The sequence below is a fragment of the Janthinobacterium sp. SUN118 genome (genome assembly GCF_030397695.1).
Classification (GTDB): Bacteria; Pseudomonadota; Gammaproteobacteria; order Burkholderiales; family Burkholderiaceae_D; genus Janthinobacterium.
In genome coordinates this window covers 1-22,381 of record NZ_JAPUBV010000008.1, presented here as the reverse complement: position 1 = coordinate 22,381, position 22,381 = coordinate 1, and the positions used below count along the sequence as shown (strand labels likewise).

Genomic DNA, 22,381 nt, shown 5'->3' with positions numbered 1-22,381 from the left:
GGTCCCACCCCTTCCCATCCCGAACAGGACCGTGAAACAACTTTGCGCCGATGATAGTGCTGCAACCAGTGTGAAAGTAGGTTATCGTCAGGCTTGTTATACGCAGTAGAGAAAAACCCCGCCGGATTCCGGTGGGGTTTTTTTTCGTCTGGCGCTGTTGTTTGAGGCAGTCGAATGGTCGGCATAAAAAAGGCACCGCTACGCGGTGCCTTTTTTGCTTCCAGCTCAGGTTTCCTGCAATACCTGCTGAAACAGGCGATTCAACTCCTGCATGCCATGGGGCTTTTCTTCCTTTTCAACGCTGAAGTTTTCCAGCCTGGCCAGTTCCGACTCGATAAATACGTTGAGCTTGTCGATGCGCGGGGCCAGTTCTTTTTCTCCGCACACCTTCTTTTTCTTCCACGGCCGCCAGGCGGCGCATGATTTCTACTCGTATATCTTCTGGAATCATCGTTCTCTTCTCTTAGTTGCCTGAGGATACTTTATCCCAGCTGAGGGCAAAGCGGGCCAGGAATTTCTTGAGGCGGTCTGCATCGTTCGGCCTGGCTTTCGCTTCGCGCGACATCGCATATAGTTTGCGGCCCGCATCGGACATATTGTGCGATTGCCGGCAGATCTTGATCACGGCCTGCAGCTGCAGCGCATCGAACAGGTCGAGTTGCGCGGCCGCATCCGCTCCCATGATATCTGCCAGATCCACGACGTCATTCCCCTGCTGTTCACCGTGATGTTGCCACAGGCGACCCAGGCGCGCCGTTTCCTCATCGACGACCTTGTCCGTGATACGGCCCGCCTCCGACAAGGTGGCCAGGCGCGTGACGGCGGCCGACAAATCGCGGAAATTGCCGTTCCAGCAGGCCGATGGCGAGGTGGCGAAGCGCATGAAGCGCTCACGGGCCTCCTTGTTGAAGCGCACGCGCTCGCCTGTCTCGGCGCCGTATTGCGCCAGCAGGTATTCCAGGTTTGGCTCGATGTCTTCCTGCCGCTGCGCCAGGCCTGGTAATTCGTAGGTCCACAGGTTGATGCGTGCATATAGGTCTTCGCGGAAGCGGCCGGCCGCCACTTCCTTGCCCAGGTCGCGATTGGTCCCGGCGATCAGCTGGAAGTCGCTTTGCACTTCCGTATCCGCACCGACGGGAAAGAAGCGCCTTTCTTCTATGGCTTTCAGCAACATTGCCTGCTCATCGAGTCCGAGTTCGCCGATTTCATCGAGAAACAGCAAGCCCTTGTGCGCACTGCGCAGCAGGCCTGGGCGATCCGAACCCGCACCCGTGAAGGCGCCCTTGATATGGCCGAACAGCGTCGATGCGGCGCCGTCGCCATGCAGGGTGGCGCAATTGAGGTCGATGAATTTGCCGTCGATCTGGTGGCGCGACTTTTTCAGTTCGTACACGCGGCGCGCGAGGAAGGATTTGCCGGCGCCGGTCGGCCCCATCAGCAGCATGGGCGCCCTGGACTTGATGGCGACACGCTCGATTTCATCGATCATGGCGTTGAACTTGGCATTGCGCGTGGCGATGCCCGACTTCAGGAACGCCACGCCTGCGGCCTGCGCGCGCGTAAAACGCTGGGCAATCTGGTCGTAGCGCGACAGATCGAGGTCGATCAATGCATAGCTGCCGGGATTGCCGATGGCTTGGCGCTTTGGCGGCGAGGTTTGCAGCAGGCGTCCGGGGAAATAGCGCGCTTCCGTCATCAAAAACATGCAGATTTGCGCCACATGACTGCCGGTGGTGATGTGTATCCAGTATTCCTCCTTGTCGGGGTCGAAGGGATAGTTGTTGGCGAAATCGTAGAGGGCGCCATAGACGTTTTCGAAATCCCAGGCATCGCTGATGGGCAATTCATGGGCGATCAGCTGCGTTTCAGGCGAGACGCTGGCGACATCCTGCGACACCTGGCGCACCAGGTTGTCAAACTGGCTGCCCGCGTACAGCAATTCGAAGCGGTCGATGACTTTGTCGTCGTGCTGCGTCAGCGCAATGCTTGGACGCCACTTTTCCCAGCGCGCGGCACCCCTGCCATTATCGAGCTGTGTGCCGAGAAAACCGATGACAACGGTGCGTTTTGCTTGCATAAATTGGATAAATATTTATCTGAAAAGATAATTGTATATGATTTTTTGACGGCCACTATCTTTTGTTGATTTCTCGATTAAAAAATATTTCTCAATAAAATCAATGATTTATAGAAGATTCACGCGAAGAAGAAAAAGCTGGCACGGCGCTTGCAATAGAAGGGATAACACCGAGATAAACGCAAAGAGAAGAAGAGGAACGAAAATGGCCAACGCCCAGTTATTCAAGAGCATGCAACAATCGCAGCCGCTGCCTGTGGCCCTGACGCGCAATGCCGAAGGTACACCAGCCTATGCACTGACGCCCCGGCATCAGCTGGCGCAATACGCAGCCACCGGCTGCCTGAACGCGACGTTTTATGCCAGCGCCGAAGCGCAGCTGGCGACGGTGCTGGAACTGTGCGAGGCCGTCGAGCCGTCCTTCATTGCGCAAACGGCCGTGTACTGCCGCGAGCGGGGGTATATGAAGGATATGCCTGCCTTGCTGGTGGCCGTGCTGGCTGGCCAGGGCGCCGCGGAATTTGCGCCGGCCTTCCAGCGCGTGATCAACAACGGCAAAATGCTGCGCAACTTCGTGCAGATCATGCGCTCGGGCGCCGTTGGCCGCAAGTCGCTGGGATCGCGTCCGAAAAAGCTGGTGCAGGCATGGTTGAATGGCGCCTCGGAACAGGCCCTGCTGGCCGCCGCCGTGGGCAATAGCCCATCGCTGGCCGACGTCGTGAAAATGGTGCATCCGAAACCGAAGGACGCCTGGCGCGCGGCATTCTTCGCCTGGCTGATCGGCAGGGAATACATCGCCGCAGATTTGCCGCCGGTATTAGCAGCGTTCGAGGCATACAAGCTTGATCCGACGCAAACGATACCGGACGTGCCGTTCCAGATGCTGACGGCGCTGCCCTTGGGGGCGCAGGACTGGGCGCAGATCGCCCGCCAGGGCAGCTGGCAGATGGTGCGCATGAACTTGAACACCTTTGCGCGCCATGGCGTGTACGCAATTGAAGGCATGCCGGAGCTGATCGCGGCCAGGCTGCGCGATCCGGCTTCGATTGCACAGGCGCGGGTGTTTCCGTACCAGTTGATGTCGGCCTACATGGCGGCCGGCGAGAACGTGCCGGCGGTCATCCGCGATGCGCTGGAGCAGGCGCTGGAAACGTCGCTGCTGAACGTGCCGCGGATCGCCGGCAAGGTGGTGGTGTGCCCCGACGTTTCCGGCTCGATGTCGTCGCCCGTTAGCGGTTTTCGCGGTAGCGCCACCTCGAACGTGCGCTGCATCGACGTGGCGGCGCTGGTGGCGGCAGCCATGCTGCGCAAGAATCCGGACGCCATGGTGCTGCCGTTCGAGCACAGCGTGGTGACGTGCCGGCTTGATGCGCACGATAGCGTGATGGAGAATGCGGCCAGGCTGGCGGCCATCGGTGGTGGCGGCACCAGTTGCAGCGCGCCGCTGCTGCGCATGAACAGCAAGCAGGAGCAGGCCGACCTGGTGATTTATGTGTCCGATAACGAATCCTGGATCGACGCCAAACGCAGCGGCGCCACGGCGACGCTGGGACAGTGGAATGTCTTCAAGCAGCGCAATCCGCAGGCCAGGCTGGTGTGCATCGATATTGCGCCGCATGCTACGACGCAGGCGATGGAGCGTGAAGATATTCTGAATATCGGCGGTTTTTCCGACGACGTCTTCAAGATCATCGCCGCCTTTGCCGCCGGCCAGCTGGATCCAGCGCACTGGGTGGGAGAAATCGCCGCCATCGATATCGCTGCAGGTTGTTGAAGTAGCGCGTGAAGTAAAGCGCAGGAATGCGGACAAGACTACATTAAAGACGTCCTGTTCAACCTTGTCATGCGCCGTCGTACCCCGAATGCCGGCAGGATTACATCGATAGCCGAGTCAGACCGGCCTGGCGCGCGCAGTGCGCCGCCAGAAAATCCTGTCATCCCTGGTCGGGTTGTTGTACTGATGAATGCCGGTGGAATTACATCCAGGGCCGATACGTCGGCTGAAAATTTCACCAACCCTTGTCATCACCCCCATATAAAATAGAAAAAGAGAACACTGATGAAGAATGAAGAATACGAAGTCCTGCATACCGAAGGCAGCCGTCCCGTCAAAATGTGGACGCGTGGCGTGCCTGTCGAAGAAGCGGCTAAAAAACAATTGCGCAATACGGCGACCTTGCCATTCATTTACAAGCACATCGCCGTCATGCCGGACGTCCACCTGGGTAAAGGATCGACCATCGGCAGCGTGATTCCCACCCTCGGCGCCGTGATTCCGGCGGCCGTCGGCGTGGATATCGGTTGCGGCATGATGGCGGCGAAGACCACGCTGACGGCGAATGACTTGCCCGATAATCTTGGGCCGTTGCGCAGCGCCATCGAGCGCGCCATTCCGCACGGGATGTCGCCGAAGACGCGCGGCCACCGTGGCCGCGACGAAGGTTCGTGGCAGAACCCGCCATCGGTGGTCGATGCCACCTGGCTGCAGCTGAAAGACGAATTCGATGCCATCTGCCTGAAGACGCCAAAGCTGAAAAACACGAATAACTACCGCCACCTGGGTACCCTGGGCAGCGGTAACCACTTCGTCGAAGTGTGCCTCGACGAGCAGGGAGCCGTGTGGTTCATGCTGCATTCGGGTTCGCGTGGCGTGGGCAATGCCATCGGCACCCATTTCATCGAACTGGCCAAGCAAGATATGCGCACCCATTTCATCAACCTGCCGGACCAGGACCTGGCCTACCTGGCAGAGGGAACGCAGCATTACGACGATTATGTGGAGGCGGTGGGCTGGGCCCAGCGTTTTGCGCGCAATAACCGTGAAGTGATGATGCAGAACCTGATCGCGGCCGTGCGCACGGTCATCCATAAACCGTTCCAGACGCATGTGGAGGCCGTCAATTGCCACCATAACTATGTGCAGAAGGAGCACCACTTCGGCAAGGATGTGCTGGTCACGCGCAAGGGCGCCGTATCGGCCCGCGCGGGGGAGCTGGGGATCATTCCCGGGTCCATGGGCGCGAAGAGCTTTATCGTGCGCGGCAAAGGCAACGCGGAGAGCTTCCATAGCTGCAGCCACGGCGCGGGACGCACGATGAGCCGCACGGAAGCGAAGCGGCGCTTCAACCTCGACGACCAGATCCGCGCCACGCAAGGCGTCGAATGCCGCAAGGATGAGAACGTGATCGACGAGATCCCGATGGCCTACAAGGATATCGATGCGGTGATGCTGGCGCAGCGCGAGCTGGTCGATGTCGTGCATATCCTGAAGCAGGTCGTCTGCGTCAAAGGTTAAACAATAAAGAAAGCAGAGATGATAGAAATAGATGGAGCACAAGGCGAAGGCGGCGGGCAGATTTTGCGCTCGGCGCTGAGCCTGTCCATGATCACGGGCCAGCCATTTCGGTTGATCAATATCCGCGCGGGCCGGGCCAAGCCCGGCTTGCTGCGCCAGCATCTGGTGGCGGTGCAGGCCGCAGCCGCCATTTGCGGCGCGCGCATGACGTCGGTTGCGCTGGGCGCATCCAGCCTGGAGTTCGTGCCGGGCACCATGCGTGGCGGCGATTACCGTTTCGCCATCGGCAGCGCCGGTAGTTGCACCCTGGTACTGCAAACCTTGCTGCCGGCGCTGCTGCATGCGGATGCGCCCTCGACTGTGCGCATCAGTGGCGGCACGCATAATCCCATGGCGCCGCCCGTGCATTTCTTGCAGCGCGCGTATGGCCGGGCCATGGCGCAGATGGGCGCCGACATCGATATCGCGCTGGGGCGCTATGGTTTTTATCCGGCCGGCGGCGGCGAAGTGATTGCCACCGTGCAGCCTTGCGCCCGTTTGAAGCCCATTGCATTGCTGCAGCGCGGCGAACGGCAGGCCGGATTTGCGGAAAGCGTGGTGGCGGGCGTGCACGTGAATGTGGCGCAGCGCGAGCTCGAGCGTGTCGCCAGCGGCATGGGCTGGAGCGGCAAGCAGCTGCGCATCGTCGGCTTGCCGGCGGAGCAGGGGCCGGGCAATGTCCTGTTGCTGACGCTCGAGCATGAACACGTGACGGAAGTCTTTGCTTCCTTTGGCGAAAAATCGTTGCTGGCGGAATCGGTGGCCAAGCGCCTGTTGAACGAAGTGCGGGCCTATTGCAAGTCGGACGCGGCCGTGGGCGAACACCTGGCCGACCAGCTCTTGCTGCCGATGGCGCTGGCCGGCGGCGGCACGTTTAGCTGCAGCAAGGTGTCGCAGCATGCGTTGACGAATGCCGAGGTGATCGCCAGGTTCTTGCCTGTGCGTATCACTTTTGAGCAGCAGGAGCGGGCCAGCATCTGTACGGTTGCCGCCGCCTGATGCGCGCGGTGACACAGGCGCGTGTTGCAGCTGTTCCAAATTGAGACATGGTTCGCCTGCCGCGGGGCGTGCGCGCATGGCATGGCATTTGCTCTTCCTGGTTATTGACCAAAAAAACCAAGGAGACCAGCATGACCTATTCCATTCCTACCCTGCTCGGCATGGCGGCCGCCGGCGCTGTCGCCCTCACTTCCCTGCTGACCTTGCCCGATGCCTATGCGCATGGCAATGTCACGCCGCAAGGCGTCGACACCACGGGCTTGCCCAAGGTGGGCGACAAGTGGCTGGAGCAGAATCCGTACCGGGGCAACAAGCTGGCCTTGACTGTGGGCACCTCGGCCTACAACCAGAATTGCGCGCGCTGCCACGGCATCGAAGCCATCTCGGGCGGTATCGCGCCGGACTTGCGCCAGCTGGACCGCGATTGTTTCAGCATCAAGAATGAGACAAAGAAACAAGCGTGCTACAAGGAAACGGACAATTATTACCTGGCGACCATACGCCATGGCAAAGTGCGCAACGGTGCCGTGTACATGCCGCCGTTTGAAGGCGTGTTCAACCAGGAAGCCATGTGGGCCATCAAGACCTACCTGGAAACCCGCCGCGAGTCGAACTGATCACGAAGGAATCCCATGCGTTCATTCCAACTCCGGGGCGCGCGCGCGATGATTGCGTTCGCTTGCCTGGCCCTGTGCACGGCCGCGCCTGTACGCGCCGACTGGCAGAAAGTGCAACAGTCGGGCAGCCTGAAGGTGGCCGTGTATAGCGAATTCGCCCCGTTTTCCGACAAGGGCGCGGGCATCGATATCGACATTGCCGAAGCGCTGGCGAAAAAGCTGGGACTCAAGCTGAGTCTGCTGCCATTTCCCGCCGGCGAAAACCTGAATGACGATTTGCGCAATATGGTGTGGAAGGGGCATTACCTCGGTTATGGTCCAGCCGACGTGATGCTGCACGTGCCGGTCGATAAAAAACTGATGGCCGACAACGACAAGGTCGAGATCTTTGCGCCGTATTACGTGGAAACCGTGCGCCTGGCACGCCGCACGCAAGCCGTGCCGCAGTTCGATGGCGTCACTTCGCTGGCAGGCAAGCGCATCGGCGTGGAAAAGGTATCGATCGCGGCCATGCTGATGCTGGGCGAAGACGATGGCAAGTACCGCGACGACGTGCGCATCTTCGACACGGCCGCCGAAGCCTTGCAGCAATTGCAGGCGGGGCAGCTCGATGCCGTGCTGGCGAATCGCTCGGAAATCGAGTCCGTGCTGAAAAGCGATCCGGCCTTCGCCGTGAACGAAGTGGCGTTCGCCCGCTTGCCGCGTGCCGGCTGGGCCGTGGGCCTGGCCGTCAGCCGGCAGCAACTGGACGTGGGCAAGCTGTTGCTGGCGGCCATGAACGAGATGGCTGTCAGCGGCGAATTGAAGGCCATCTTCGAGAAACATGGGGTGAAGGAAGCGCGGCCCTGAAGTTTCGCGCTCCAGTTGAAAAGCCCGCGCATCGGACGATGTGCGGGCTTTTTTATCATCAGAACGCCTGAACACTGTTCAGGGTAAGGCGCATTGCCACAGGCAGTACGAACAGTACGACCAGGCAATGCAGCGCTCATGGACTTTTTTCAGGGGTACTTAAAAAGTGTATTGGGCGCTGACACCCAGCAACCAATTGCGCCCCGGCGCCGCTTCATAGTAGCGCTTGTTGCTATCGCCGACGATGACGGAACCCACGTAGGTCTTGTCAAAAAGATTGTTCAGGCGGGCAAATTCCTTGAAGCGCCAGTTGCCCATGCTTTGCTTGGCATTGAACCGCGCATTGAACACCGTGTAGCCGGGTGCCGGTTTTTCGCTATTGCTGTCTTCCGCATACACCTGGTTGCTGGCGACGCTTTCCAGTGCCGCGCCGAAGCGGTCGAGCGTATCTTTCCAGGCCAGTTCCGCGAACAGATTGGCGCTGGGAACGCCTGGCAAGCGGCTGCCTTCGCTAACGGCGCCGAAGGCCTGGTCATACACGGCATGCAGGCTGGTCAGCGCCACCTTCGTCGTGAAGCCATACGGCAGGCTGGAATCGAGCGACACTTCCATACCTTGGCGTAAGGTTTTACCGCCATTGCGGTAGCTGGTGCGCCCGCCGCTGGAACTGTCCACTACCAGTTCGTCGTTGGTCTTGATCTGGAATAGGGCCGCGTTCACATGCGTATTGTTGGCGATCCTGGCCTTGACGCCCGCTTCCAGGTTGGTGCTGGTGGCTGGTTTCAAATTGAAATTGAAACCGGCGCCCGTGCCCGAGTAAAACAGTTCGTTCAGGGTGGGCGCCTCGAAGCCGCGCGCGGCGCTGGCGTACACGTTGACGTTCGGTGTCAGCTTGTAGAGCAGGCCCAGCACTGGCGTCGTATGGCTGAAGTCCAGGCTGCCGCTATCGTTGCCATTGCTGAGGAAATGGTCGTTGACCGAAACTTTCATTTTGCTATAGCGCAAACCTGCGCTGAGCAGCCATGGCCCGCTTTGCCATTCCGCCTGGATATACGGATCGAGGCTGGAGACGACATCCTGCTCGTCGCGGCGCAGCTTGCCTTTCACGCCAAACGTGTTGCCGATGAAATTTTCATAGCCGGTGCGGTCATCGCTGGAGCGGCCATAGTCGATGCCGATGGTGGTGCTCAGCTTGCCGCCGGCCAGCTGGTTCACATGCAGCCAGTTGGTGTCGATGCCGTAGAACTGGCGCTGGAAGTCGACCACGCCGCCTGAGTGGCTCGCTGGCGCCTGAAAACCCTTGGTAAATGCCTGGTATTGGATCACGTCGCGGTTGCCGCCATACACCATCACATGCAGACGGTCGTCGCCGAACGACTGTTCGTAGGTGGCGCCGATCTGTTGGTGGTCGATGCTCTTGCGCGTGTTGTAGCGCTCGGCCAGGGTGCGTTTCGGGTTTTGCGTGTCGCTCGCGTCGATTTCGCCGGCGCGCGGGTCGCGGGCAAACGTGGTCCAGGTGGCGCCCAGCGGGTCTTGCGTGTTGCCTTGATGCAGGCTATTGGCGACGATGGTCAGCTTGCTGTCCGCGGTGGGCTTGACGGTGATCTTGCCGAACGCCTGTTCGCGCGTGGCGGCGCTGTGGTCGCGGAAGCCATCCGTGCGGAAGCGCGAGCCGTCGAGCACGTAGCCGATGGCGCCCGCCTGGCCTTGCGTCGAGACATCGACCTTGCTGGTGCCATCGCTGCCGCCCGTCACATTCAGTTCGACGGATGGGGGCTTTTGCCCATCCTTGGAAAACAGCTGGATCACGCCGCCCGAGTGGTTGCCGTAGATGGCAGAAAACGGTCCGCGCAGCACTTCGATGCGCTCGGCCGTATCGAGGTTGAAGGTGGCGGCCTGGCCCTGGCCGTCGGGCATGCTGGCAGGAATGCCATCGCTGATCAGCTTGACGCCGCGCACGCCGAAGGCCGAGCGGGCGCCGAAGCCGCGCGACGAGATCTGCAAGTCTTGCGCGTAGTTCTGGCGATTCTGCACGACCAGGCCCGGCACGGCGGCCAGCGCTTCCGAGGCGTTGACGCGGATTTGTCCATCCTGGATGCGGGCGCTGTCGACCACGTCGATGGAGGCTGGTACTTCCTGGCTGGGATGGGCGATGCGGCTGCCGCTGATGACCACCGTGTCCATCAGTTGCCCGCCAGCCAGGTCTGCCGCCTCGGCGGCGAAAGCGTGGGGGGCGAAGGCGGCGCTGCCGGCGACAAACAGGCTGGCAATGGTGTTCAGGCGGAAACGATGCTGCATGCGGATTCTCCAATGTGAATAAAAGCCTGCTTGACCGCGTGCGCGGTACAGGTCTGCATAGTTTTATCAAGCAATATGCCTGCCATGTCTCCATTGGTGGGCTGAAATTATACGCCTGCCAGTGGCACGGCGTTTGCATACAGCAATTGTCACTTGCGCCGCTCCCGCGCGCTTTTCCTGTGTTTTTTCATTGAAAAGGTGATTATGCCCAACTTCTTCTTGCGCTTGCGCCGGGTTTGCTGGCTGCTGCCTGCGCTGGCCAGCATGGCGGTCCAGGCCGCTCCTTTTGCCTATGTTCCCAATGAAAAATCGGGCACCCTGAGCGTGATCGACACGGCTACCGACCTGGTGGTACGCCAGATTGCAGCGGGCAAGCGTCCGCGCGGCATCGCCGCTGATCCCGGCGGGCGGCTATTGTTTGTCACGGACGCGGCCAGCAGCGCCTTGTTGTTGATCGATAACGCGGCTGGCACGCCCATGCGCAGTGTGGCGCTGGGCACGTCGCCGGAAGGCGTCAGCGCATCCCTCGACGGCAGCCATGTCGCCGTGGCCGTCGAGGAAAACAATAGCGTGGCGCTGATCGATGGCCATACGGGCGACTTGCTCGCGGATATCAAGGTGCAAGGACGTAACCCGGAACACGCCGTCTTCAGCCCGGACGGGCGCTGGCTGCTGGTCGGTGCGGAAGAGGCCGAGCAAGTCGACGTCATTGATGTGGCGCAACGCCGCCAGGTGGCTTCCATCGCCGTGGGCCTGCGCCCGCGCGGCATCGGCTTCAGCCCCGATTCCACCCGCGCCTACGTGGCGTGCGAGCTGGTCAATGCCGTGTACGTAATCGACATGATGCAGCGCAAGGCCATCGCCACCATTCCCGCCGGCAAGAATGCGAATGGCATCGTCGTCCATCCCGGCGGCAAGCAGCTGTATGTGTCGAACGGTATCGACGGCACGGTAATGGTCATCGATACGACGAGCAACAAGGTGACGGCGACTATCCCCGTCGGCAAGCGTCCGTGGAATATGGCCATCACGCCCGACGGCGCCAAGCTGTACGTGGCCAATGGCCGCTCGAACAGCGTGTCCGTCATCGACACGGCCAGCGCGCGCAAGGTGGCCGATATTGCCGTGGGCGAATTACCGTGGGGCGTGGTGATCCGCTAGGCACAGCTGTTCCAGTCTGGCACACCTGTTCCATTGTGCAGCGGACGCGGACTCGAGCCCGCAAATGGCCAGGCTGGTGCGGTTTGGAGCAGGGTATTGGCGCCTTGTTCAAAAACGCAAACGCCGCGTCGTGGCCAGGCTGCCCGCATCTGACGGGAATCAATGCGCCGATATTGACGCCGCTCCCTTGTAACAGCAGTAAAACCCGCTAAGTTTGTAGTGGGGCGGCGAGCTGGCACGGCATTTGCGGAGGACTGCGTGTACTCACCCCATCTGTACCAGGACGTTTGACTTAAGCAGCAATATTCCAATTCTACAAACCGATAGAGGACGACATGAATCTCGCAGACATCAGCAAACTGGGCGTCGCCAACCCTTTCAAGCAACGTTACGATAACTACATTGGCGGCAAGTTCGTGGCCCCCGTCAAAGGTGAATACTTTCCCAACATTACGCCGATCACGGGCTTGCCGTTTTGCGAAATTGCCCGCTCCACGACGGAAGACGTCGAGCTGGCGCTGGACGCCGCCCATGCCGCCAAGGAAGCCTGGGGCAAGACGTCGCCTGCCGAGCGCGCCAATATCCTGAACCGCATCGCCGACCGCATCGAGCAAAACCTCAGCCTGATCGCCACGGCGGAAACCATCGACAACGGCAAGCCCATCCGCGAAACGATGAATGCCGACATTCCGCTGGCCATCGACCATTTCCGCTACTTCGCCGGCTGCATCCGCGCCCAGGAAGGTTCCGTCGCGCAAATCGATGCGGAAACCTATGCCTACCACTACCACGAGCCGCTGGGCGTCGTGGGCCAGATCATCCCCTGGAATTTCCCGATCCTGATGGCCGTGTGGAAACTGGCGCCGGCCCTGGCCGCAGGCAATTGCGTGGTGCTGAAACCGGCCGAGCAGACGCCGGCTTCCATCATGGTCTTGATCGAGCTGATCGGCGACTTGCTGCCACCGGGCGTGTTGAACATTATCAATGGTTTCGGCCTGGAGGCGGGCAAGCCGCTGGCGTCGAGCAAGCGCATCGCCAAGATCGCGTTTACGGGCGAAACGGGCACGGGCCGTCTGATCATGGGTTACGCGGCGCAAAACCTGATTCCCGTCACCCTGGAATTGGGCGGCAAGTCGCCGAACATCTTCTTTGAAGACGTGATGGATGCCGATGATGACTATTTCGACAAGTGCCTGGAAGGCTTCACGATGTTTGCGCTGAATCAAGGCGAAGTGTGCACCTGCCCATCGCGCGTGCTGATCCAGGAATCGATCTACGAGAAATTCATCGAACGGGCCCTGAAGCGCGTGGCCGCCATCAAGCAGGGCAATCCGCTCGATACGGCCACCATGATCGGCGCCCAGGCGTCGCAGGAACAGCTGGAAAAAATCCTGTCCTACCTCGATATTGGTCGCCAGGAAGGCGCCGAGGTGCTGGCCGGCGGCGAGCGCAACACGCAGGCGGGCGATCTCGAGGGCGGCTATTACGTGCGTCCAACCGTATTCAAGGGCAACAACAAGATGCGCATCTTCCAGGAAGAGATTTTTGGTCCTGTCGTGTCCGTCACGACCTTCAAGGATGAGGCTGAAGCCTTGGCGATCGCCAACGACACCCTGTACGGCCTCGGTGCCGGCCTGTGGACGCGTGACGGTTCGCGCGCCTTCCGCGTGGGCCGCGCCATCCAGGCGGGCCGCGTATGGACGAATTGCTATCACCTGTACCCGGCCCATGCCGCGTTCGGTGGCTACAAGCAATCGGGTATCGGCCGCGAAAACCACAAGATGATGCTAGACCACTACCAGCAAACGAAGAACTTGCTGGTGAGCTATAGCCCGAAAGCGCTGGGCTTCTTCTAAACCGGCAACAGGCGCCGCGCCCTTAGCCAGGGGCGGCGCGCAGAAAGGATGCCATGAGTGCAGCAATTGCCAGGGTGGTCGCCACCGATGCGGCGCTGGAGATGATGGACAGGTTGCGCGAGCGTCACGGCCCGTTGATGTTTTTTCAATCGGGCGGCTGTTGCGACGGCAGCACGCCCATGTGCTACGCGCTGGGCGAGTTCGATATCAGCGACACCGATATCTATCTCGGCAATCTGAATGGCACGCCGTTCTACATGGGACTCGAGCAATTTGCATACTGGGAGCATACCCAGTTGATTATCGACGTGGTCGATGGCAATGGCGGCATGTTTTCACTCGACAACGGTACGGGCAAGCGCTTCCTGACGCGTTCGCGCCTGTTTACCGATGAAGAGTGCGCCTTGCTGCATGCCCAGCCGCGTGAACACGGCAGCACTTGAAACATACACATACTAATAACAGAGGGAGATGATTGTGCAGAAAAAAATCATGGGGGTAGTCGTCAGTGTGGGTTTGGCATCCCTGGCGTCGTTGGCCCAGGCGGCCGACGTCGGCAATGTCACCAGTGCCATGCTCGACAGCACGGCGAAGAATCCAGCGAGTATCTTGTCGTTTGGCATGGGTACGCAGGGGCAGCGCTATTCACCGTTGACGCAAATCAATGACAAGACCGTGGCCAAGCTGGTACCGGCCTGGTCGTTCTCGTTTGGCGGCGAAAAGCAGCGCGGCCAGGAATCGCAGCCATTGATTCACAACGGCAAGATGTTCGTCACGGCTTCGTATTCGCGCATCTTTGCCATCGACTTGAAAACGGGCGCCAAGCTGTGGAAGTACGAACACCGCTTGCCGGACGGCATCATGCCCTGCTGCGACGTGGTCAACCGCGGCGCGGCCCTGTTCGGCAACCTGGTGATCTTCGGCACGCTCGACGCCTACCTGGTGGCGCTGGACCAGAACACGGGCAAGATCGTCTGGAAGGAAAAGGTCGACGATTATGCGGCCGGTTACTCGATGACGGCCGCGCCCTTGATCGCCGAAGGCTTGCTGCTGACGGGCGTGTCGGGTGGCGAGTTCGGCATCGTGGGCCGGGTCGAAGCGCGCAACCCCATGACGGGCGACCTGGTGTGGAGCCGTCCCACGGTGGAAGGCCATATGGGCCACCGCTACGACAAGGATGGCAAGGCCAGCGACAATGGCATTTCCGGCACGGCGAACAAGACGTGGCCGGGCGAGCTGTGGAAAACGGGCGGCGCCTCGACATGGATGGGCGGCACCTACGATCCGCAAACCAAGCTGGCGTACTTCGGCACAGGCAATCCGGCGCCATGGAACAGCCATTTGCGCCCCGGCGACAATCTGTATTCGTCCTCCACCGTGGCGCTCGACGTCAAGACGGGCCAGATCAAGTGGGCGTATCAGAACACGCCCAACGATGCCTGGGATTTTGATGGCGCCAACGAGTTCGTCACCTTCGACATGGATGGCAAGCGCTACGGTGGCAAGGCCGACCGCAACGGCTTTTTCTATGTGATCGACGCCAGCACGGGCAAGCTGCAGAACGCGTTTCCGTTTGTGAAGAAAATCACCTGGGCCAGCAGCATCGACCTGAAGACGGGCCGCCCGAACTTCATCGCCGCCGGCCGTCCTGGCGACCCGACCAAGGGGGAGGAGGGCAAGAAAGGCACGACCGTGTTTGCCGCGCCGGCTTTCCTCGGTGCCAAAAACCAGATGCCGATGGCGTACTCGCCGCAAACCAAGCTGTTCTATGTGCCGGCGAATGAATGGGGCATGGATATCTGGAACGAGCCGATCAGCTACAAGAAAGGCGGCGCTTTCCTCGGCGCCGGTTTTACCATCAAGCCCCTGTTTGACGACTACATCGGCGCCATGCGCGCCGTCGATCCGAAGACGGGCAATATCGTATGGGAAATCAAGAACAATGCGCCGTTGTGGGGTGGCGTGATGAGCACGGCCGGCAACCTGGTGTTCTACGGCACGCCGGAAGGCTACTTGAAAGCCGTCGATGCGAAGACGGGCAAGGAGCTGTGGAAGTTCCAGACCGGCTCCGGCGTCGTGGCGCCGCCCGTCACCTGGCAGGATGGCGACACGCAATATGTCGCCGTCGTTTCCGGCTGGGGCGGCGCCGTGCCGCTGTGGGGCGGCGAAGTGGCGAAGAAGGTCAACTTCCTCGAGCAGGGCGGCTCCGTATGGGTCTTCAAGCTGGCATCGAAGTAATGGGGTGAAACATCCGGGCCACTCGGATGGGTGTCTCCCTGTCCGCCGGGTGTTTTCTTTTTGCTGACGGCCCAGGCCGTCAGTTTTTTGTTTACGCGCCAGCGGCAAGCGCTGGCGGCGGTCAAAAATTGAACACCGTCAGCAGCGACTGGTCCGCCGTTGCACACGTTGAAAACGGATTTCCCCTTTCTCCCCCTGTGTATTGCTGGGCACGCTTATTGCCAAAGATTGAGCTACATCAATCACTGGTGTGCACACTAAAAACACAGAAGAAAAGGGGAGAAAACATGAACGCATTCATCAAGCTGGGGAGCCTGGGAGCCATGACTATCGCAACGATGGGACAGGCGCAAGCCGTCGATATCAAGGCCGGCGACTGGACCGTGTCGGTGGGCGGCATCGTCAACGCCTACTACACGCAAGTGTCGTGCTCGGGTGACGCGGTGGGCGGGCTGGCGCTGGGCGGCCGGGCGCTCGGTTGCGGCAGCGAGAAGGACCGCACGACGATCGGCAACGGCTTGCTGCCGAATGGCTTGATCACGTCCGCCTCGTCGCGCCTGGGCGAGTACGATGTGAAAGCCTTGATCGGCATCTATAACTCGACCGCCACGGACAGCGCCATCAGCCAGAACAGCGTCGTCGATGTGCGCCAGGCATTCTTTACGTTCGGCAACGAGCACATGGGTACCTTCAAGCTGGGCCGCGACTACGGCATGTTCGGCGCAAATGCCATTCTGTCCGACATGACTTTGCTGGGTTCAGGCGCCCCCGTGCAGGCCACGCAGCGGGGCCGGGTGACCCTGGGCCATATCGGCGCCGGCTACACCTATCTGGGCAACTATGGCCAGATCATGTACAGCGCGCCGAAGTCCGGTGGCTTCGGCGTCGACGTGGCCTTGGTCAGCCCCGTCTCCGATACGCCCATCGTGGCAGGCCCGACGTATTCCTCGAAGTCGAGTCCGCAAGTGCAGGCGCAGCTGACGTATGCGCAGGACGGCTTGAAAGCCTGGCTGGGCGTGAAGTCGCAAAAATTCACCTCGAAAACAACGGGTGTCGATGACCTGACCATGCACGGGGTGGAAGTGGGCGGCTCTTACCAGATGGGGCCGGCAGGCGTGCTGTTCAATTTCCAGGGAGGAAAAGGATTGGGCATCCTTTCCGATGCAGACCAGGGCGATACCAAGTCGAAGAACTGGCTGCTGCAAGGCACTTACAAGGCGACGGACAAGCTGAAACTGGGCTTGTCCTACGGCATCAGCAAGAACGATGACGATACGGCCGGTACGGGCGGCTTGAAGTCGAATGCCAACCTGACCCTGGGTGCGTATTACGCGCTCAATAGCGCCATCACCCTGGTGGGCGAACTGGGCCAGACGCGCTCGAAAGGCTTTGCCGGTGGTGAGGCGAAGATGAATGGCGTGTCCCTGGGTGGCATCATTTTCTTCTAAGCAATCAATGAATGCGGCGCCGGAGCTTGCGGCGCCGCGCGGAGCACGGTACATGCGGATGATGCGGTTGTTTATCGGGTGCTGGCTATTCCTGTTTATCCTGGGACAGGCGTGGGCGGGCGTGCTCGCCAAGGCCGAGCTGGTGCGGCGCTTTCCCGCGCCGCTCGTGGTGGGCGACAAGGAAACAGACTTGCCCGTCTGGCCCCTGTTCAAGCAAAACGCCACGGCCACGGAGCTGGTCGGCTATGTCTTTGAGTCGGTGGACCTGGCGCCCATTCCCGGCTTTTCCGGTATTCCCATCAATTTGTTGATCGCCATCAATCCACAAGGCGGGTTTCTCGATGTTGCCGTCCTGTCGCAGCATGAACCCGTGTTTCTCGATGGCCTAGGTGAAGCGCCGCTGTTTCAGTTCGTCAAGCAATACCAGGGTTTGTCGCTGAAGCAGAATATCGCCATCGGTGCGAAAAGCAAGCGCGCGCCAGACGCCACCCACGCCGATATCGATGGCGTGTCGAAGGCCACGGCCTCCGTGCGCATCATCAACCAGAGCGTGCTGGCGTCGGCCTTGAAAGTGTCGCGCAAAAAACTCGGCTTCGCGCAAGGCCGCGATCCGGATCAGATCGCCCGCATCCGGCTGGAGGTGCGGCAGAAGCTTGATGTCGCGCAGATGCTAGGCCAGGGTTTGATCCAGCATGTGCGCCTGAGCAATAAGGACGTGGAAACCCTGTTTGCAGGCAGTGCCGGCGCGGGACTCGATGCCGAGGCTGCGCGTGATCCGGATGGCGTGTTCATCGACCTGTACCTGGCGTATGTTTCCGTCCCCACCGTGGGGCGTAATCTGTTGACGGAGCGCAGCTGGAACAAGCTGCGCAACCGGCTCGACGACGGCGATCACGCCATCCTCGTCATGTCGCGTGGCCGCTACAGCGTGCTGGGCGACGATTTCGTGCGCGGCACCGTGCCTGAGCGGCTGTTGCTGAAACAGGATGATTTGCCGATCGACATGCGCGACCTGGATCTGGAATTACAGTTGGCGGAGGCATCGCTGTTGCCGACGGAGAATATCGCCGTGTTGCGTATCATCAGCCAGGCGGGGCTCGATGCGGCCAGCCCGCTGGCGTTTACGTTACCGATCACGCGCAGCAAGGGCATGGTGTATCCCGAACGCATCGCGCGCAACGTCGATTTCAGCTACCGATTGCCGGCCGCGTTTTATACGGCGCCGCAAGGCGACGATGCCACGTGGCGCGGCACGTGGAAGGGGCGCAGGATGGAACTGATCTTGCTGCTGGCCGGGCTGGTGCTGCTGGCCGGCGCGCTGGCCAGGCAGAAACGCCTGGTGCGCGATGGACGGCAGTTCGTGTGGTTCCGCCGCCTGTTCCTGCTATTTACCATCGGTTTCATCGGGTACTACGCGCAGGGGCAGTTGTCGATCGTCAATCTCACGGGTGTCATCCAGGCAACGATGGCGGGACGCAGCCTGGGTTTTCTCCTGTTCGATCCGATGACGGTGATTTTGTGGATTTTCGTGTTACTCAGTCTGCTGCTATGGGGGCGCGGCACGTTTTGCGGTTGGCTGTGCCCGTTTGGCGCCCTGCAGGAATTCACGGGCAAGCTGGGTCAGTGGCTGCGTCTGCCGCAGTGGAAGGTCAAGCCGCGCCTGGACGGGCGTTTGAAATGGATCAAGTATGGATTGCTGCTGGCGATTCTTGGCAGCAGCTTTTTTGCCGGCCAGGTCACGGACAAGCTGGTGGAGCTGGAACCGTTCAAGACGGCCATCACCTTGAATTTCGCGCGCGCCTGGCCGTTTGTCGCGTATGCCGTGGGCTTGCTGCTGCTCAGCAGTGTTTCCTACAAATTCTTTTGCCGCTACCTGTGTCCGTTTGGCGCGGCGCTGGCGCTGCTGGGACGCTTGCGCCTGCTCGACTGGATTCCCCGGCGCAAGGACTGCGGCACGCCGTGCCAGACTTGCCGCCACCGTTGCGAGTATCACGCCATTGCGCCGAACGGGAAAGTCGATTATGGCGAGTGTTTTCAATGCATGGATTGCGTGGTGATTCATGCCAGCGATGAGAAATGCGCGCCCTTGATGTTGGAGATCAAGCGTACCCGCACCATCCCGATTGCCCGGGTCACGGCAGAGGAGAACAGCAATGCAGCGTAGAACATTCATGTCCGCCGCCATCGGCAGCGTGGCAGGCATGGCGGGCTTGTGTCTGCCTGGCAGCATGGCGCGTGGCACGGCCAGCGCCTCCGGTGTGCGCCTGTATCGTGGTGCGGCGTTGGCGTTTGGCACGACCATCGCCGTCACCGTCCTGCACCACGAGCAGCACCAGGCCGAACTGGCCATCGAAGACGCCTTGCATGCGGCCAGGAATATCGACCGCCTGATGAGCATATACAGTCCAGCCAGCCAAGTCTTCCAGCTCAATCGCGATGGGCGGCTGTCTCGCCCCGATCCGCACCTGCTGGCCGTGCTGGCACAGGCGCAAGCGTTGTCGCAATGGAGCGATGGGGCATTTGATGTCACGGTGCAACCGTTATGGCAGCTGTTTTGGGCTGCGGCCGGTGCGGCAAGCTTGCCGCTCGATGCGCAACGGCGCGCGGCGCAGGCGCGGGTAGGTTGGCGGCAACTTGCGTGGCATAGGCGCGAAGTGCGTTTTCTTCAGCCTGGCATGGCGCTGACCTTGAATGGTCTGGCGCAAGGTTACGCGGCGGACATGGCGCTGGCCGCCGTGCGGGCACGGGGCGTGCGGCATGCGCTGCTCGACACGGGAGAGTTCATCGCACGGGGCCAGCGTGCCGTGCGTCAACCCTGGATCCTGGGCATCCAGGATCCGCGCGACAGTGAAATCCTCGCGGCCACGTTAAAAGTGGAAGGGCGCAGCGTGGCCACCTCCGGAGATTATGAGTGCACGTTTACGCCAGACTTTGCGCATCATCATATCTTCGACCCATCGAGCGGTGATTCGCCGCTGGAATTGGCCAGCGTGACCGTGGTGGCCCCCACGGGCTTGCTGGCCGACGGCTTGTCGACCACATTCATGGTGACGGGCGCCGCACGCGCGCATGCGATGACCGCGCAAATGGACGGCGTCGACTTGATGACCATCGACAAGCAGGGCAGGCGCAAGATGTCGCCCGGCTTTCCCCGTCTACTTTAGGTTATTTCAGATGCGGTACCTTGCGATAGATCGTATTGCGCGACACGCCCAGGGCCCGCGCCGTGGCCGAGACATTGCCGCCGTGGGCATCGAGCGATTTGAGGATCACGCTTTGCTCCATTTCTTCCAGGTTGGCGCCGGCGGCGATCATGCGATCGGCGCTGGCGCTGGCGGCACTGGCTTGCGTCATTTCAATATCGTCGAGGAAATCATCGGGCATGTGGCGCAAACAGATTTCGTGCTCGTCGCCGGCCATGACGATGGCCGTGCGCAGCAAATTGGTCAGCTGGCGGAAGTTGCCTGGCCATTTGTGCTGGTGGAACATGTGCAGGATGTCCGGCGCCACCGTGTAGCGCGTATCGGGCGCTTCCGTCGCCAGGATCTTTTTCACGACCGTGTCGAGGTCCGTGCGCTCGCGCAGCGGCGGCAGCTTGACCACCAGGCCATTCAGGCGGTAATACAGGTCTTCGCGGAACAGTCCCTTGGCCATGCGTTCGCGCAAATTGTGATTCGTGGCGCAAATCAGTTCCACATTCACGGTGATCGATTTGCTGCTGCCCAGGGGCGTGACCATGCGTTCTTGCAGCACGCGCAACAGCCGCGCCTGCAGGCCGAAGGGCATGTCGCCGATTTCATCGAGAAACAGGGTGCCGCCATTCGCCTGCAAGATCTTGCCGATGGCCCCTTTCTTGCGCGCGCCAGTAAAGGCCCCGTCTTCATAGCCGAACAGTTCGGATTCGATCAGGGTTTCCGGAATCGAGGCGCAGTTGACGGCGATGAATGGCCCCATGGCGCGTGGAGAATCATTATGGATGGCTTGCGCCAGCAATTCCTTGCCGGTGCCCGTTTCCCCCATCACGAGGATGGGGATGTCGCGCCCCAGCACTTTGTTGACCTTTTCGATCACCAGTTCCAGTTGCGGATCGCCCGTGCGCAGGTAGCGCAGGCCGGACAGGCGCCGCGCCGCATTGGCCGCATGGCTGGCCGGCGCGGGTATGGCTGTCGGTACCGCGTTGATATCGCCGTGATCGGTGCCAGAAGCAAAGCCATGCTGGAAGACACTATTGCTCAGTCGCAACTGCGCGCGACCATAGACGCGCACGCCGCTGTGCATGCACAGGTTTAGCAGGCCTGGTGCTGCCGTGCGGTAATGGTCGTACAGGGCGGAGACGGGCAAGCCGAACAGGGAGCTGAAGGTGTGCGACTGCAATGCTGCAAAGGAGAGACCCAACTGGAACAAGCCATTCTTGTTGGCCGACAGAAAGCGTCCACCAGGTGTGAACGAGGCAATTCCCTCCATCAAGGTGCCGATGAATTCCGGGCGCGCATGGAAATGCACGGTGATGGCATCCTCGAACGTGGCGGAGAATAACTGGTTCTCGATCATCAGCGCCGACATGCGCACGAGGGCCATCGTATGCTTGTGAAAACTGCGCTGATCGCTGGAGACGTCCAGCACGCCGATGACATTGCCGCGGTGGTCGGTAATGGGGGCGGCGGAGCAGGTCAGGAAGTGATTGGCGGCCAGGTAATGCTGGTCCGCATGGACCAGGGTCGGTACTTTTTCCGTGATGGCCGTGCCGATGGCGTTCGTGCCGCGGCTTTGCTCCGACCATGCCACGCCCGGTTGCAGGGCAACCCTGTTGGCTTTTTCGAGAAAATCATCGTCACCCAGGGAATGCACGATGACGCCGTTGGCATCCGTCAAGATCACCATATTGTGCGTATTGACGATCTGCTGGTACAGGGTTTCCATCGCCGGCAGCGCATGCGTGTGCAGCAGGCGGTTCTGCTCGATCAGCAGTGACAGGTCGGATTTGCCGGCCGGCGTGAAATCGGGCGTGGCCGTGGGTGACAGGCCGAAGGCCACAGAGCGCTGGTGGGACGTTTCGATGATGACGGGAACGTTGTCTTGTCCTGTGGCTGGTATGTTCGCGTCCGCCATGGACGAAAACGGTGCGCTACGGTAAGTAGCTGACGGTTGATACATGATCTCGTTGCCTCCGTTGGGCCCTGTACCGCGGCGCTCTTTTGAATCGAGAGTGTTCCATAATGTAGCACCTGTCACAGATGGGAGCAAAGCAAAGCGAGCCGGGCTTTCCCCAGTGTTGCTGCCAGGCTCAGAGTTGCTTCCATCGCTTGCCGATGCCTGTGGCTATATAAGCAAGCACAGTGCCAGCTTCACATGGCTGCAAAATAGCCCTTGCGGGACGTGCAGGGCTTGGCTATAATTCGCCCCCTCGCTGAACGACGCATGCAAATGCCGAGTGAAGTGGAGAAAAAGAAGGAGTTGACGGACGTAGCAAATTGCTTCATACTCTTCCTTCTTCGCAGCTGACA

General features: G+C 60.6%; 17 protein-coding genes. 12 read left to right on the top strand and 5 right to left on the bottom strand.

From position 1 onward, the window contains the following. Positions 1-225: 225 nt before the first annotated feature. The gene (locus O0880_RS28010; protein ID WP_289889715.1) at positions 226-387 is read right to left on the bottom strand and encodes a hypothetical protein; all 162 of its coding nucleotides are present in this window, start codon (positions 385-387) and stop codon (positions 226-228) included. 76 nt (positions 388-463) lie between these two features. After that, on the bottom strand, positions 464-2,077 hold the full coding sequence (gene rtcR / locus O0880_RS28005) for an RNA repair transcriptional activator RtcR (RefSeq protein ID WP_289889714.1): 1,614 nt from the start codon (positions 2,075-2,077) through the stop codon (positions 464-466). Between the two features lie 205 nt (positions 2,078-2,282). Between rtcR and O0880_RS28000 the strand changes: the two genes are divergently transcribed. The 5 genes from O0880_RS28000 (at position 2,283) to O0880_RS27980 (ending at position 7,876) form a co-directional block, all read left to right on the top strand. Then, positions 2,283-3,851, top strand: a complete 1,569-nt coding sequence (locus O0880_RS28000; RefSeq protein ID WP_289889713.1) for an RNA-binding protein — start codon at positions 2,283-2,285, stop codon at positions 3,849-3,851. Between the two features lie 285 nt (positions 3,852-4,136). Next, entirely contained in the window at positions 4,137-5,372 is a 1,236-nt protein-coding gene (locus O0880_RS27995; protein WP_289889712.1) for an RtcB family protein, read from the top strand. Positions 5,373-5,390: 18 nt separating this feature from the next. Next, the gene (gene rtcA / locus O0880_RS27990) at positions 5,391-6,410 is read left to right on the top strand and encodes an RNA 3'-terminal phosphate cyclase (RefSeq protein ID WP_289889711.1); all 1,020 of its coding nucleotides are present in this window, start codon (positions 5,391-5,393) and stop codon (positions 6,408-6,410) included. 161 nt (positions 6,411-6,571) lie between these two features. Next, a complete protein-coding gene (gene pedF, locus O0880_RS27985; RefSeq protein ID WP_289889717.1) occupies positions 6,572-7,027 on the top strand; it encodes a cytochrome c-550 PedF in 456 nt (151 codons plus the stop codon). A 15-nt stretch (positions 7,028-7,042) separates the two neighbouring features. After that, complete coding sequence (locus tag O0880_RS27980; protein ID WP_289889710.1) at positions 7,043-7,876, top strand: transporter substrate-binding domain-containing protein; 834 nt, start codon at positions 7,043-7,045, stop codon at positions 7,874-7,876. Positions 7,877-8,035: 159 nt separating this feature from the next. On the opposite strand, the gene O0880_RS27975 is transcribed toward O0880_RS27980, so the two are convergent. Then, complete coding sequence (locus O0880_RS27975) at positions 8,036-10,174, bottom strand: TonB-dependent receptor (RefSeq protein WP_289889709.1); 2,139 nt, start codon at positions 10,172-10,174, stop codon at positions 8,036-8,038. 204 nt (positions 10,175-10,378) lie between these two features. Here O0880_RS27975 and O0880_RS27970 point away from each other — a divergent pair, with 204 nt between their 5' ends. The 7 genes from O0880_RS27970 to O0880_RS27940 all read left to right on the top strand — a co-directional run bounded on the left by O0880_RS27970 (position 10,379) and on the right by O0880_RS27940 (position 20,041). Beyond that, a complete protein-coding gene (locus tag O0880_RS27970) occupies positions 10,379-11,335 on the top strand; it encodes a beta-propeller fold lactonase family protein (RefSeq protein WP_289889708.1) in 957 nt (318 codons plus the stop codon). A gap of 335 nt (positions 11,336-11,670) precedes the next feature. Next, positions 11,671-13,191 (top strand): aldehyde dehydrogenase, encoded by a 1,521-nt coding sequence (adh, locus tag O0880_RS27965; protein WP_071325244.1) that lies wholly within the window; start codon positions 11,671-11,673, stop codon positions 13,189-13,191. A 53-nt stretch (positions 13,192-13,244) separates the two neighbouring features. Next, on the top strand, positions 13,245-13,634 hold the full coding sequence (locus tag O0880_RS27960) for a DUF779 domain-containing protein (RefSeq protein WP_071325243.1): 390 nt from the start codon (positions 13,245-13,247) through the stop codon (positions 13,632-13,634). A 49-nt stretch (positions 13,635-13,683) separates the two neighbouring features. Next, positions 13,684-15,429, top strand: a complete 1,746-nt coding sequence (locus O0880_RS27955) for a methanol/ethanol family PQQ-dependent dehydrogenase (protein ID WP_289889707.1) — start codon at positions 13,684-13,686, stop codon at positions 15,427-15,429. Between the two features lie 287 nt (positions 15,430-15,716). Further along, positions 15,717-16,877 carry a porin gene (locus tag O0880_RS27950; protein ID WP_289889706.1) on the top strand — a complete coding sequence of 387 codons (1,161 nt, stop codon included), beginning with the start codon at positions 15,717-15,719 and terminating at the stop codon, positions 16,875-16,877. A gap of 58 nt (positions 16,878-16,935) precedes the next feature. After that, entirely contained in the window at positions 16,936-19,041 is a 2,106-nt protein-coding gene (locus tag O0880_RS27945) for a 4Fe-4S binding protein (protein ID WP_289889705.1), read from the top strand. Then, positions 19,031-20,041, top strand: a complete 1,011-nt coding sequence (locus O0880_RS27940; RefSeq protein WP_289889704.1) for an FAD:protein FMN transferase — start codon at positions 19,031-19,033, stop codon at positions 20,039-20,041. The genes O0880_RS27945 and O0880_RS27940 overlap by 11 nt, the downstream gene beginning before the upstream one ends. A gap of 1 nt (position 20,042) precedes the next feature. On the opposite strand, the gene O0880_RS27935 is transcribed toward O0880_RS27940, so the two are convergent. Further along, a complete protein-coding gene (locus O0880_RS27935) occupies positions 20,043-21,986 on the bottom strand; it encodes a sigma-54-dependent Fis family transcriptional regulator (protein WP_289889716.1) in 1,944 nt (647 codons plus the stop codon). Positions 21,987-22,196: 210 nt separating this feature from the next. Further along, the coding region (locus O0880_RS27930; RefSeq protein WP_289889702.1) for a hypothetical protein at positions 22,197-22,381 on the bottom strand (185 nt) is incomplete at its 5' end.

Coding starts and splice junctions, on each gene's coding strand:
- pedF (WP_289889717.1), top strand. CDS start 6,572: ATGGCGGCCGCCGGCGCTGTCGCCCTCACTTCCCTGCTGACCTTGCCC.
- O0880_RS27975 (WP_289889709.1), bottom strand. CDS start 10,174: ATGCAGCATCGTTTCCGCCTGAACACCATTGCCAGCCTGTTTGTCGCC.
- rtcA (WP_289889711.1), top strand. CDS start 5,391: ATGATAGAAATAGATGGAGCACAAGGCGAAGGCGGCGGGCAGATTTTG.
- adh (WP_071325244.1), top strand. CDS start 11,671: ATGAATCTCGCAGACATCAGCAAACTGGGCGTCGCCAACCCTTTCAAG.
- O0880_RS27970 (WP_289889708.1), top strand. CDS start 10,379: ATGCCCAACTTCTTCTTGCGCTTGCGCCGGGTTTGCTGGCTGCTGCCT.
- O0880_RS27980 (WP_289889710.1), top strand. CDS start 7,043: ATGCGTTCATTCCAACTCCGGGGCGCGCGCGCGATGATTGCGTTCGCT.
- O0880_RS27940 (WP_289889704.1), top strand. CDS start 19,031: ATGCAGCGTAGAACATTCATGTCCGCCGCCATCGGCAGCGTGGCAGGC.
- O0880_RS27955 (WP_289889707.1), top strand. CDS start 13,684: ATGGGGGTAGTCGTCAGTGTGGGTTTGGCATCCCTGGCGTCGTTGGCC.
- O0880_RS27995 (WP_289889712.1), top strand. CDS start 4,137: ATGAAGAATGAAGAATACGAAGTCCTGCATACCGAAGGCAGCCGTCCC.
- O0880_RS27960 (WP_071325243.1), top strand. CDS start 13,245: ATGAGTGCAGCAATTGCCAGGGTGGTCGCCACCGATGCGGCGCTGGAG.
- O0880_RS27935 (WP_289889716.1), bottom strand. CDS start 21,986: ATGGCGGACGCGAACATACCAGCCACAGGACAAGACAACGTTCCCGTC.
- O0880_RS27950 (WP_289889706.1), top strand. CDS start 15,717: ATGAACGCATTCATCAAGCTGGGGAGCCTGGGAGCCATGACTATCGCA.
- O0880_RS27945 (WP_289889705.1), top strand. CDS start 16,936: ATGATGCGGTTGTTTATCGGGTGCTGGCTATTCCTGTTTATCCTGGGA.
- rtcR (WP_289889714.1), bottom strand. CDS start 2,077: ATGCAAGCAAAACGCACCGTTGTCATCGGTTTTCTCGGCACACAGCTC.
- O0880_RS28000 (WP_289889713.1), top strand. CDS start 2,283: ATGGCCAACGCCCAGTTATTCAAGAGCATGCAACAATCGCAGCCGCTG.